Origin of the sequence: Luteococcus sp. H91 (assembly GCF_038433135.1) — a bacterium.
Taxonomy (GTDB): Bacteria; Actinomycetota; Actinomycetes; order Propionibacteriales; family Propionibacteriaceae; genus Luteococcus.
The window spans coordinates 225,874-239,361 of sequence record NZ_JBCDMV010000002.1; the positions used below are offsets into that span (position 1 = coordinate 225,874).

Annotated in this window: 8 protein-coding genes and 1 pseudogene; all 9 read left to right on the forward strand. The window is 67.7% G+C overall.

Annotation, left to right across the window (positions count from 1 at the left end; translation table 11 throughout):
• Nucleotides 1-149 precede the first annotated feature (149 nt).
• Nucleotides 150-2,951, forward strand: coding sequence for a type I DNA topoisomerase (topA, locus tag AAEX57_RS01760; RefSeq protein ID WP_342090541.1), 2,802 nt, complete (start codon nt 150-152; stop codon nt 2,949-2,951).
• Between the two features lie 168 nt (nt 2,952-3,119).
• A complete protein-coding gene (locus tag AAEX57_RS01765) occupies nt 3,120-4,499 on the forward strand; it encodes a hypothetical protein (protein WP_342090542.1) in 1,380 nt (459 codons plus the stop codon).
• A pseudogene (gene tmk / locus AAEX57_RS01770) lies at nt 4,496-5,101 on the forward strand (dTMP kinase); the annotation flags it as partial. The gene AAEX57_RS01765 and the pseudogene tmk, both read left to right, overlap by 4 nt.
• Nucleotides 5,102-5,325: 224 nt before the next feature.
• Nucleotides 5,326-6,543, forward strand: a complete 1,218-nt coding sequence (locus AAEX57_RS01775) for a DNA polymerase III subunit delta' (RefSeq protein ID WP_342090543.1) — start codon at nt 5,326-5,328, stop codon at nt 6,541-6,543.
• 173 nt (nt 6,544-6,716) lie between these two features.
• The gene (locus AAEX57_RS01780; protein WP_342090544.1) at nt 6,717-7,319 is read left to right on the forward strand and encodes a DoxX family protein; all 603 of its coding nucleotides are present in this window, start codon (nt 6,717-6,719) and stop codon (nt 7,317-7,319) included.
• A gap of 508 nt (nt 7,320-7,827) precedes the next feature.
• A complete protein-coding gene (pstS, locus tag AAEX57_RS01785; protein ID WP_342090548.1) occupies nt 7,828-8,961 on the forward strand; it encodes a phosphate ABC transporter substrate-binding protein PstS in 1,134 nt (377 codons plus the stop codon).
• 63 nt (nt 8,962-9,024) lie between these two features.
• Complete coding sequence (locus AAEX57_RS01790) at nt 9,025-10,689, forward strand: Na/Pi cotransporter family protein (RefSeq protein WP_342090549.1); 1,665 nt, start codon at nt 9,025-9,027, stop codon at nt 10,687-10,689.
• 177 nt (nt 10,690-10,866) lie between these two features.
• On the forward strand, nt 10,867-11,838 hold the full coding sequence (locus tag AAEX57_RS01795) for a PSP1 domain-containing protein (RefSeq protein ID WP_342090550.1): 972 nt from the start codon (nt 10,867-10,869) through the stop codon (nt 11,836-11,838).
• A complete protein-coding gene (locus AAEX57_RS01800; protein ID WP_342090551.1) occupies nt 11,835-13,487 on the forward strand; it encodes an alpha/beta hydrolase in 1,653 nt (550 codons plus the stop codon). The genes AAEX57_RS01795 and AAEX57_RS01800 overlap by 4 nt, the downstream gene beginning before the upstream one ends.
• Nucleotide 13,488: the final 1 nt, after the last annotated feature.

Here is a 13,488-nt window from a genome sequence, read left to right on the forward strand (position 1 = left end):
GCCGTTACCCTGTGCTGAACCCGGCACGCGCCCGTCGAACGGTCATCGCGTCGGGCTACCATGACCCACGACCCGGCCGCCGATGGACTCGTCCTTCGGCGGCCTTGCATCACATCCATCGCCGCGCCAGCAGTATTGAAGGAAAGCCCATGACAGCCAGTCCCCGTCGCCTCGTGATCGTCGAGTCGCCCAAGAAGGTGCCCACGATCAAGGGTTATCTGGGTGATGGTTACGTGGTCGACTCCTCCTACGGTCACGTCCGTGACCTGCCCACCGGATCGGCAGAGGTGCCGGCCAAGTACAAGGGCGAGAAGTGGGCGCGCACCGGCATCAATGTGGAGAACGACTTCGAGCCGCTTTATGTGGTGCAGTCGGACAAGCGTTCGGTGATGAAGAAGCTCAAGGACGAGCTCAAGGAGGCCGACGAACTCTACCTGGCCACCGACGATGACCGCGAGGGCGAGGCGATTGCCTGGCACCTGCTGCAGGAGTTGAAGCCCAAGGTGCCGGTGAAGCGAATGGTCTTCCACGAGATCACCAAGAATGCGATCGACGCGGCCCTGGAGAACACCCGCGATCTTGATCTTGATCTGGTCGACGCCCAGGAGGCCCGGCGCATCCTGGACCGCCTCTACGGCTACGAGGTCAGCCCCGTGCTCTGGAAGAAGGTGATGCCCCGCCTGTCCGCCGGCCGGGTGCAGTCCGTCGCCACCCGCCTGGTGGTCGACCGGGAGCGCGAGCGGATGGCCTTCCGCACCGCGAGCTACTGGGATCTGGAAGCCATCCTCGACGCGGGGGAGCAGGCAGAGCCGCGCAATTTCAGCGCCCGCCTGGCCACCCTGGACGGCGCGCGGGTCGCGTCGGGTCGGGACTTCGACGCCACCGGCACCCTGACCAGCAAGAACACCGTCGCGCTGGACGAGTCCGCGGCAAAGACCCTTGCCAACGCGCTGCAGGCGGCGCAGTTCAGCGTCACCTCGGTGGAATCGCGGCCGTACACCCGCAAGCCCTATGCCCCCTTCCGCACCACCACGATGCAGCAGGAGGCCGGCCGCAAGCTGGGGATGAGCGCGCAGACCGCGATGAGCGTGGCGCAGAAGCTCTACGAGGGCGGCTTCATCACCTACATGCGTACCGACTCGGTGCAGCTCTCCAGTCAGGCGATCAGCGCGGCCCGCAGTCAGGCCGAGCAGCTCTTCGGCAAGCAGTACGTGCCGGACAAGCCGCGGCACTACAGCTCCAAGGTCAAGAACGCCCAGGAGGCGCACGAGGCGATCCGCCCCGCCGGTGAGAGCTTCCGCACCCCCGCCCAGACCGGTCTGCGCGGCGACCAGTTCCGGCTCTACGAGCTGATCTGGATGCGCACCATCGCGTCGCAGATGAAGGACGCCGAGGGCCAGTCGATGACGGTCAAGATCGACGCCCTGCCCGGTTCACCGGTGACGATCGGCGGTAGCGGTCTGGATTCCGTTGCCAAGGCCGGTTTCGTGGCCAGCGGCCGCACCATCACCTTTCACGGCTTCCTGAAGGCCTATGTGGAGGGCAGCGACGACGAGGACCAGAAGTCCGACGACGAGCAGGCCAAGCTGCCCAAGCTCACCGAGAAGCAGGCGTTGGAGGCGGCCAAGCTGAATGCCGCCGGGCACGCCACCAAGCCGCCGGCCCGCTACACCGAGCCGACGCTGGTGGCCAAGCTGGAGGAGCTGGAGATCGGCCGGCCCTCCACCTACGCGTCGATCATCCGCACCATCACCGCCCGGGACTATGTGTACAAGAAGGGGTCGGCGCTGGTCCCCACCTGGCTGGCCTTCGCCGTGACCAGGTTGCTGGAGGAGCACTTCCCCAAGCTGGTGGACTACCAGTTCACCGCCGCCATGGAGGGTGACCTGGACGAGGTGGCCAAGGGCAACCTGAAGCGGCTGCACGTGCTCAACCAGTTCTACTTCGGAGATGCTGCGGGCAGTGGCGACGCATCCGCCGAGCTCGCCCCCGACGGCCGCGAGGGCCTGCACCAGCTGGTGAACAACCTGGGCGACATCGACGCCCGGGGCCTGTCCACCTTCGGGATCGGTGACCTGGATGACGGGATCAACGTCCGCGTGGGCCGCTACGGCACCTACGTCGAGGACGAGGAGGGGCGTCGGGCCAATGTGGCCGACGACCTGCCCCCCGACGAGCTGACCGTCGAGGTGGCCAAGGAGCTGCTCAGCAAGCCGATGGGCGAGGAGCGGGAGCTGGGTCTGGACCCCGAGACCCACACCATGATCGTCGCCAGGAACGGCCGCTTCGGGCCCTATGTCACCGAGGTGCTGGGCGAGGACGTGCCCACCAAGGGCAAGAATGCGGTCAAGCCGCGCACCGGCAGCCTGTTCAAGTCGATGAGCGTCGACGACGTCACGCTGGAGCAGGCGCTGCGGCTGATGAGCCTGCCGCGCGTGGTGGGCACCGACGCGGAGGGCGTCGAGATCACCGCCCAGAACGGCCGCTACGGCCCGTACCTGAAGAAGGGCACGGATTCGCGCAGCCTGACCACCGAGGAGCAGATCTTCGACATCACGCTGGAGGAGGCGCTGGCCATCTACGCGCAGCCCAAGCAGCGTGGCCGCGCCGCCGCCAAGCCCCCGCTGAAGGAGCTGGGTGAGGATCCGGAGAGCGGCAAGCCCGTCGTGGTGAAGGATGGCCGCTTCGGCGCCTATGTCACCGACGGTGAGTACAACGCCACCCTGCGCCGCGACGACTCGGTGGAGGAGATCACCCTGGAGCGCGCCGCGGAGCTGCTGGCCGAGAAGCGCGCCAAGGGCCCGGCCAAAAAGACCACCCGCAAGAAGACGGCCGCCAAGAAGACGACGGCAAAGAAGACCGCGGCCAAGACGACGGCGAAGAAGACCACCGCCAAGAAGACCACCGCGAAGAAGACGACGGCGAAGAAGGCGGCAACCCCGACGGAGTGACGAGGGCACCTCGACAAGCTCGGGGATCGTGGTGACGTCAGGACTGGACCGCGGCGGCCGAGCCTGTCGAGGCCTCGTCGTCGGAAGCCGTCGAGGTCAAAGCGCCACGGTCACTTGCCAGCCACTAGGGTTCACCTAGCGGACCACGGAGCAGCACTAGGAGTAGTCATGGCCAAGCAGCGCACCTTGCGATTTGAGATGCCCTTTGCCATGAGCGACCCGATCCTGGTGCATCCGGAGCTGGGCATCGAGCACGCCACCCATCGGCAGAAGCGCTCCTTCACCGTCGACACCACCTTGCTGGACACCCCGGATCACCGCCTGCTGCGCGCCGGGATCGTGCTGGCGCACCGGGTGACCGGCGGTCTGGGCGAGTGGTACCTGGACGCGCCCGGCTGGAATCCGTGGTTGCCGACCGATCGCGCCGAGCCGCTGGGCGCCGCGGGTGACCTGCCGGAGGGATTCGCCAGTCTGGTGCGTCCCTTCCGTCGCAGCGCAACGCTGGGCCCCGTCGCCGCGGTGAACACCGAGCGCAATGAGTGGCTCCTGCTGGACGACGACGGCGAGACCCTGGCCAAACTGCGCGACGAGCAGATCACCATCCGTCGCGGCGGGCTGACCACCGCCCGGCATCGCGAGCTCACCTTCACCGCCGAGGACTCGATGAATCGGGAGCAGCGGCGCTTCGTGCTGGAATCCGTGCTGGCGATCGGCGGCACCCAGGTGGAGCGTTTCCCCACCCTGGTGGAACGGATCGGCGCCCCGGCCACTGGCCTGACCGACTTCCGCGGGCCCTTCGAGCGCGACGACGATGCCACCCTGGAGGGCTTCGTCAGCTGGCTCTTCGCTCGTCGGCTGGATGCGGTGATGCGCGCCGACCTGACCCTGCGCAGCGGCCAGAGCACCGACATGGATCTGTTGCGCAGCGAACTGGCCGAATTCCGTGGCGAGGTGCGCAGCCTGGCCTTCGCGCTGGAACCGACCTGGCGGGAGGTGGTGGAGCAGGAGCTCGATCTGGTGCTGCACGAGCTGGCCTCGCGCACCATCCACCAACTGGGCGACGAGTACTTCGACGTGCTGGATTCCCTGGTCCTGGGCGTGCGCGCCCCCAAGCTGGGTGATCTCTCCCAGCAGCAGGCGCTGGCGGTGCTGATGCAGCAGGCGGTGGCCAGCGCGACGATCCTGTTCGACCGGGCGCGGTCCCTGACGCTGAGCTCGCCGGATCATCGCTGGACGGCCACGCTGGCATCGGCGCAGCAGATGACCGCGCTGGCGCACACCAACCAACTGCTCTTCGGCAAGAAGGCGCGCAAGCTGGAGCAGGCGCTGGACGAGGTGATCGAGCGCCTGCAGCTGGCGCAGATGCCGCCCGGCGTTGACGAGCCGGCGATCGACCTGGACTGGGATGCCGTGACGGCCTTCCAGGAGGGGCGCCGCTTCGAGCGTCGTCGGCAGGAGTGCAGCGCGGCCCGCCGGGTCTTCATCGACCAGTGGCCGACGCTGGAGCAGCGGATGCGCAAGCTGAAGAAGAAGGGGAAGATCACGTGAGCGGGCTCTTCGTCGTCTTCGAGGGGGGCGATTCCGCGGGCAAGTCGACCCAGGTGCGACAGCTCGCCTCCTGGCTGAAGCACGTGCAGCGCCCTCACCTGGTGACCCATGAACCCGGGGACTCCTGGCTCGGGGGTGAAATTCGACGGTTGGTGCTGAGCACCGATTCGGGTGACATCTCCGCCCGCGCGGAGTGCCTGCTCTACATCGCTGACAAGGCGCAACACGTCGTTGAGGTGGTCAAGCCGGCCCTGGAGCGGGGTGAGGTGGTGATCTGCGACCGCTATGTGGATTCGACTATCGCCTACCAGGCCGTCGGCCGATCGCTGCCCGCTGACGACGTGGAAACCATCGCCCGCTGGGCGACCCAGAGCCTGCGTCCGGACCTGACGGTGCTGCTGGACGTCGACCCCACCCAGGCGGTCAGCCGGATTGCGGAGAAGGACCGGATCGAGAGCGCGGGGGAGGACTTCCACCGGCGGGTGCGGCAGGGTTTCCTGCGGCTTGCCGAGCGCGACCCGGAGCATTACCTGGTGCTGCCCGCGCGGGACACGGTGGACTCCATCGCACGACGGGTGCGCCTGCGGGTCGCCCAACTCCTCGAGGCGGCAGAGGCCGAGCCGAGCCCAACCACGGCGGCCGAGCCGAACCCAACCACGGCGGCTGAGCCGAACCCAACCGCGGCGGCTGAGCCGAGCCCAGCCACGGCGACCGAGCCTGTCGAGCCCCCCGAAGAGGCCCCAGAAACCGTCGTCGAACCCACCCGCTTTCCCACCCCCACGGAGCTGGCGCGGAAATTGTCGGACCCGTCTGGCACGGTGGAAACGTGACCAGCACCCAGCAGCCTTCCGCCGATCTCTGGTCGGAACTCGTCGGTCAGGCCAAGGCCGTCGAGGTGCTCAAGCGCGCCGTGGCGGGGGATGCCCATGCCATGACCCACGCCTGGCTGGTGACCGGCCCGCCCGGTTCCGGCCGCTCCAATGCGGCGCGCGCCTTCGCCGCGGCCCTGCAGTGCCCGCGCGGCGGCTGCGGTAGTTGCAATGAATGCCGAACCAGCTTGTCGGGGGCGCATCCGGATGTGACGCTGGTGCGCACGGAGATGCTCAGCATCGGCGTCGACGAGGTGCGGGATCTGGTCCGTCGGGCCGCGATGAGCCCCACCATGGGCCGCCACCAGGTGATCGTGGTGGAGGATGCGGATCGGGTGACCGACCGGGGCGGCGACGCCCTGCTGAAGGCCATCGAGGAGCCCGCGCCCAAGACGGTGTGGATCCTGTGCGCGCCCACCGCCGACGACGTGGTGGTGACCATCCGTTCCCGCTGCCGCAAGCTGGCCCTGGCCACCCCGAGCGACGACGCGGTGGCGCACCTCCTGCAGTGGCGCGACGGAATCGATCCGGCCCTGGCCGCACATTCGGCGCGGGCGGCGCAGGGGCACATCGGCCGGGCGCGGGCGCTGGCCCGCAATGAGGACGCCCGCAACCGTCGGCATGAGGTGCTGCTGATCCCCGGGCGCCTGACCAGCGTCGGGGCCTGCCTGACCGCTGCCGACAACCTGGTCAAGGCCGCCGCGGCGGAGGCGGCCAAGGCGACGGAACAGACCGATGCCGCGGAGCGCGCCAAGCTGGAGGAGGCGCTGGGTTTTGGCACCAAGGGTGCCCGACCGCGCAATGCCAATGCCGCGCTCAAGGAGTTGGAGGAGCAACAGAAGGCCCGCGCCAAGCGGATCCAACGCGATGCGCTGGATCGGGTGCTGACCGAGCTGACCACCTTCTATCGCGACGTGCTCGCCCTGCAGACCGGCGCGCTTGCGGCGCCGACCCCCGCGCAGGCCCTGCACTCCGGAACCCCGAGTGGCCCCGGGCCGCACCTGATCAATGGGGAGCTGCGGCCCCAGCTGGAGCGCGCCGCCCGAGCCTCGACGCCGGAACTGACGCTGCGCCACATCGACGCGATCATCGCCTGCCGGGAGGCGCTGGAGACCAATGTCGCCCCGCTGCTGGCGATGGAGGCGCTGCTGCTCAACCTTGCCGAGAACCGCTGAGGGGGCAGGGGCTGAACCGCGGTGGCCGAACCTGTCGAAGCCTCCAGTGCTCAGGATCGCCAAGGGCTGAACCATCTGACGCGTGTCCGCCCGCACAGTCGGGCGTCGGGTGTCACCATGGAAAAGTACTTCGGGCGCCACTGGCGTTCTTCCCCTCAGCGAAGGATCACCCCATGCCCAGCAGCAGCTACGACAACAACATCTCCGGCGCCAGCGAGCACACCGCCGTCCTGAACGACGACGACCTGCGCGCCCACCAGCAGGCCGAGCGCGACCGCGCACTGGGCCGCGTCCGCACCACCGGCCCCGACCCGGTGCGTCCGGAGGTCCCCAAGCCCACCACCCACAAGTTCCTGCCGTCGCTGGGGCTCTTCCTGCTCCGTCTGGTGACCGCCGGGATCATGGGCATCCACGGCTACCAGAAGATCAGCGACCTCTCCAAGACCCAGGCCTTTATGACCAGCCTGAACCTGCCCAGCCCCACCTACCTGGCGTGGGGGATCGCGATCGCCGAGATCCTGGCCGCTGTTGCCCTGGTCTTCGGCCTGCTCACCCGGGTTGCCGGTCTGGGCATCGCCGCGCTCACCATTGGCGCGCTGGCCCTGGTGCAGTGGAAGGCCGGCAATCCCTTCGAGGCCGGCAAGCCCGGTTTCGCCGGTGAGCTGGAACTGCTGCTGGCCGCGGTCGGCATCCTGCTCTTCTGCGTCGGCGCCGGCCGGTGGGCCATCGACGGGCAGCTGAGCGCCAACCGTCGCAAGGCGAAGTCGGAGATCTGAGCCCAGTCACCCTCGGCAGTGGCCCCGCACCGCATGGTGCGGGGCCACTGTGCTGCCCCGCCCTGGCACCATCGGCCCGACGTTCCCCCCGTTTGCGCCAAACCGAATCCTGAACGGAGCCCCGCCCCCCGTGCCGCACTGAGGCCTCCAGGGTGCACCCGACTCCGGCGTGCGGAGGTCTGGGCGCGACGGGTGGGGTGACAGTGCGGTGCGCGGGTCGCAGCGTGGCCGACGCGCCGATCCGGAAAGCGCCGCCCAAATTGGCAATTATTTGACGATTGGAACGAGCCAAGAATTTTCCGTGTCCGCCTGGCTGCCATTTTGGGCGATGGTCAATTGACCCAGGATCGAGTTCGCGGAAAGCGCGCCCCAAGAACTGACCAAGGTGAAGAAAACTGTTCACTCCCAGGACATGAAATTCCGCGGCGTCTGTCACCTTCGGCCCTTTCGATGGCACGCAGACCCCCACGCAGAGGAGTTTCACGTGCTTGGCTCGCCTGACAACGGAGTGCCCGTTCTGAAAACCGAGGACGCGCGCAAGCGCCGCCTCGTGATGCCCCTGTTCATTGCTGCGCTGGCCGGGCTGCTCGTGCTGGGGCTGGTCTGGAACCGCGGCAATGACTCGCAGATCCGCGGCGCCGGATCCACCTTGGCCGCGCCGCTGATCGACCGCTCCGCCATCTCCTACCGCAATGCCTTCTCCGCCGACAATCCCGAGCGTCCCGATCAGACCGGTCGCGACTGGGTAATGGACGGCAATGGCTTCAGCTATGAGCCGGTCGGCTCGCTGGGCGGCATCATGCGACTGGATGACCCGGAGGTTGACTTCGCGGTGAGCGACTACCCGCTCTCGCTGCAGACCATCAATGACAAGAAGCTGGGGCAGTTCCCGATCGCCGCCGGCTCGATCGCGCTGGTGCATGACCTGGATCTGGACGGCAAGGCGCTCAAGCTGGAGGCGGAGACCGTCGCCAACATCTACCTGGGCAAGATCAAGACCTGGAATGATCCCAAGATCGCCGCCCTGAACCCTGGCGTCACCCTGCCCGACCAGGAGATCACGCCGGTGCACCGCTCGGACGGCTCCGGCTCCACCGAGGGGTTCACCAAGTGGCTGGTGCGCACTGTTCCGGCGTGGAAGGACGGCCCCGGTTCCGGCCCGCAGATCACCTGGCCCGAGGGCATCGGCAAGGCCGCGGAGCGCTCCGGCGGCGCCATCGACGCCGTGAAGAAGACCAAGGGCGCGCTGACCTATGCCGAGCCTGGCCAGGCCAAGTCCGCAGGGCTGCAGGTGGCGCAGGTGAAGAACGGCGCCAACGAGTTTGTCGCCCCCGACGCCGCCGGCATGGCCGCGGCGCTGAAGGGCACCGACTGGGCCTCCACCGATCACTTCACCAAGCTGGCCGCCAAGCCCGATGCCAAGGGTGCCTACCCGCTGACCGTCCCGATCTACGTCGCGCTGAAGCGTGAGCCGCAGCAGAAGACCGACGGCAGGCGCAGCCTGGCCTACCTGATGTACGTGATGAACAAGTTCGACGGTTCGGCCGCCAAGCTCGGCTACCTGCCGCTGCCCGCCGAGGGCGCCAGCGAGGTCAGCAAGTACATCTCCGAGACCTTCCCGCATGCCCCGTCGGTCAACTGACCTGACACGCACCATCCCCAGCCCAAGACCCTGACATACCCCCAACCTCAAGGACGTATCGCCATGGAAGTGGACATCTTCAAGGAAATCCTTGTCCCCGTCATCGGGGGCCTGGGAATCTTCCTGCTCGGCCTCGAATTCATGGACAGCGGCATCCAAGCCCTGTCGGTCAACAAGATGCGGGAGTGGCTGGCCAAGATCGCCGGCACCCCGATCAAGGGCCTGATGGCCGGCACCGTGATCACCGGCATCATCCAGTCCTCCACCGCCATGACGGTGATGACCGTCGGCCTGGTGAATGCCGGCGTGCTCTCGCTGCGATCCGCGATCAGCGTGATCATGGGCGCCAACATCGGCACCACCCTGGGCAACGGCCTGATTGCCTTGCCACTCGGCCCGATCGGTCTGCTCTTCAGCGGCATCTTCGCCTGTGTCTACGTCTTTGGCCGCAAGGACAAGACCCGCAACATCGCGCTGGCCTGCATGGGCTTCAGCTTGATCTTCTACGGCCTGAACCTGATGACCGGTGGTCTGAAGCCGCTGCGCTCGATGCCCGAGGTGATGGCCGTCCTGCAGAAGCTGGATGCCACCAACTTCATCGGTGTCGTCTCCTGCGCCCTGATCGCCGCCCTGATCACCGCGATGATCCACTCCTCGTCGGCCACGATCGGCATCGTGATGGGCCTGGGTGCCTCCGGCGTGCTGCCCTGGCAGACCGCCATCGCCTTCGCAATCGGCGCCGACCTGGGTACCACCATCACCTCCTGGATCGCGTCGCTGAACCTCTCCAAGAACGCCAAGCGCACCGCCTACGCCCACATCGTGTTCAACTTCATCGGTGTGCTGGTGGTGCTGGCGCTCTTCTTCCCGGCCATCAGGCTGCTCAGCTGGGGCCTGGGCATGTTCGGCATCGATCCCGGCAAGGCCGTGATGGTCGACGGGCAGGAAACCTTCCCGATGGTGCCGGTGGCCGTCGGCATGTTCTCCATCGTGTTCAACATCTTCAACGTGATGATCATGTTCCCCTTCGTCGGCACCTTCGAGCGGGTGCTCTCCAAGGTGGGCGCCAACCACGACGACGTCGAGGACTACTCGGTGCCGCGCTTCCTGGACCAGAAGGTGCGTGACGACTACAACAAGGCCGTTCCCGCAGTGCAGGCGGAGATCCAGCGCTCGCTGGTGGCCGGCTCGATCTTCCTGGACATTGCCCGCGGCAAGCCCGACGCGCCCAAGGAGATCGGCGAGCACGCCGAGGCGGCCGATTCGCTCTCCCGCGAGATCCGCGCCTATTCCGCGCACCTCTTCCACGAGGACCTCAACCGGGAGCAGATGGACCTGGTGGCCAGCCTGATCGAGGAGGTGGACTTCACCAGCTCCCTGACCGAGCAACTGCACCAGATTGCCCGCCGGGTGAAGCGCGAGGACTTCAGCCCCGCCAGCCAGGTCTTCCTGGAGGAGGCGCTGGAGCGGCTCGACCGTCGGATGACCGACATCGTGGTGCCCACCGACGGCGAGTCCAAGCTGCCGCCCGGCCACCACAAGGAGCAGAGCATCGATGAGCTGCGCTGGCGCGTGATCGACACCAAGTCGCTGCCCGCCGGTGAGAAGGGTGCCCTGGTGGCGCTGCTCGGCTCGATCGAGCGTTCCGAGGGTCTGATCCAGCGGATCAAGGAGGAGCGCGGTTCCGTCGATCGTGGCATCGCCAGGATGGGCCAACCCACCGCCTGACCCGACTCCGTCGAGACCCGGTCCGGTACCCCAGCGGTACCGGGCCGGGTGCGTCTTCTGATGGCCCCTCGGCAGGCTCGGGGATCATGGTTGCGCTGGGCGGGTAGGCAACCACGGTGGCCGAGCTTCTCGAGGCCACTTTCGGGACCCTTTTCGGCAAGCCTCTAGTCTTGCCCCATGGCGCGTGTGATGGCGGTGACCTTCGAGACCCACGGTCAGCTGCACTACCTGGACCCCGGGGAACAGCAGTGGCGGGTGGGCCAGCAGGTGCTGTACCCCACCGACCACGGCCCCGAGGTGGCGCAGGTGGTGTGGGCGCCGGAGTTCGTCGACAGTGAGAACCTGACGGGGCTGCCTGTCTGCGTCGGTGAGGCGACGGAGCAGGACCTTCGTCGGGATGCGGAGAACCGGCGGCACCGGGCGGAGACGATGACCGTCGCCAAGGCGCTGATCGCGCAGCACAACCTGCCGATGAAGGTGGTGGGGGTGGACTGGGTCGACCGCTCCGAGGACTTCGACGTGATGGCCGCCATCTACTTCACCGCCCCCGGCAGGGTGGACTTCCGGGCGCTGATCTCTGACTTGGCGCGCTCGTTGCACGCCCGGATCGACCTGCGCCAGGTGGCCTCCCGGGATGCGACGCGGATCAGCGGTGGGATCGGCTCCTGTGGGCGAGACCTGTGCTGCTCCACCTTCCTGACCGACTTCGAACCCGTCGGGCTGCGGCTGGCCAAGGTGCAGGACCTCTCGCCCAACCCGTTGGCCATCCAGGGGCAGTGCGGCAAGCTGATGTGCTGCCTCAAGTACGAGCATCCGCTCTATGCCGACTTCAAGAAGCAGGCGCCGGCGGTGGGGGATCGGGTGGACAGCCCGATCGGCGAGGGCACCGTGATCGGCCATTCCGTGCCCGGGCAGAGCGTCACCGTCCGCAACCGGCAGGGCGAGGTGGCCCGTTGCCCGTTGGTGGAGGTCTGCCCCAGCTCCCTTCGTCGCAAGGAACGCGACGCCCAACTGCCCGACCCCGAGCCGTCCACCCTCGCCAGCGAGCCCCCGCAGCCCGAGGGCAAGCGCAAGCCGCGGCACAAGAAGCGCGGCGGTTTCGCCGGACGCAAGCCACCGACCGCACCACCCGCACAGGAGCCCCGATGAGCACCCGAAGCCTTCCAGTCCGGCTCACCGTGCTGGCCGCCGCCACCCTGATGGTGGCCTGCACCCCCAGGACTCCGGGCGGTTCCCCGTCGGCCTCGGATGGGGCGTCGACGCCGGCCGTCAGCGCGTCGGGGCAGGCCGGGCAGGATGCCCAGGGGGCAGAGGTGAAGACCACGGCGGCCGACGTCGCGGGCTTTGACCCTGACGCGCACCAGAAGCAGAGCAAGTACACGTCGCCGGATCGCACCACGATGACCTCCAATGCCAGGCCCGAGGGTTTCGCGGAGCCGCCGGCCGGCAGCGGTCGGCAGCGCTATCTGGACCAGAAGCTGGGCTGGAAGGATTGCGACGGCTACCAGTGCGCGTCGGTGCTGGTGCCACTGGACTGGGACCGTCCGGACGGCCAGGCGATCACGCTGAAGGTGAAGAAGCGGCCCACCCAGGGCAAGCGCACCGGCACCATGTTCATCAACCCCGGCGGCCCCGGCGGATCGGGGGAGGAGATGGTGGACGGCTTTGACGCGGACAGCTTCCCCGGTCACGACGTGATCGGCTGGGATCCCCGCGGCAGCGGCGAATCCACCCCCGTCGTGTGTGGCAGCAACCAGCAGACCGACGCCTATCTGGCCAGCGACTCCTCGCCCGACGACGAGGCCGAATGGGGTCTGGCGGAGAAGGCGAACAAGGACTTTGCAGCCCAGTGCCGGGAACGTTCCGGGGCACTGCTGGATCACATCTCCACCATCGACAATGTGCGTGACCTGGACTTCCTGCGCCACCTGGCGGGCGAGGACAAGCTGGACTACCTGGGCGTCAGCTACGGCACCTACATCGGCTCCATGTACGCCGAGCTGTACCCGCAGCGGGTCGGGCGGATGGTGCTGGACAGCGCGGTGAACATCACCACCGACGAGTCGGTGATCCAGTCGATGGGCTTTGACCTGGCGTTGAACGACTACGCGACGTGGTGTGCGCAGCAGAAGTGCTCGCTGGGCAGCACGCAGCAGCAGGTGCTCGATTCGGTGACCGGAATCCTGAAGAAGCTGGATTCGCAGCCGCTGGCCGTCGGCAAGCGCCAGCTCACCCAGTCGCTGGCGGTGACCGGCGCGGTGACCTACCTGTACTTCGGCAGCCAGGGCTACACGCAGCTGACCGAGGCGCTGGAGGCGACCCGCAAAGGCAACGGGAAGCCGTTGCTGTTCACCGCCGACCTGATGAATGGCCGCGAGGCCGACGGCTCCTATGGCTCCATGACCTACTCCTTCCCCGCGATCGCCTGCGCGGACAGCGAGGATCCGGGTGCCAAGGGGGCTCGCGACGAATGGCCGAAGGACATCCAGAAGGCGCCGATCCTGGCCCCCTTCTTCGGCCCCAATCTGCAGTGTTCCTTCTGGACGACGAAACCGTCGGAGCAGCTGAAGCTCACCGGCAAGGGTGCCGCCCCGATCCTGGTGCTCGGCGCGACGGGTGACCCGGCAACCCCGTACCAGCAGGCGGTCTGGATGGCCGATCAGCTGGAATCCGGTGTGCTGCTGACGTGGAAGGGCGCCGGCCACTCGGCCTGGGACCTGGGCAACGACTGCGTGAAGAATGCGGTCAAGGGCTATGTGAACGACGGCAAGGTGCCCGCCGACAAGATGACCTGCTGAG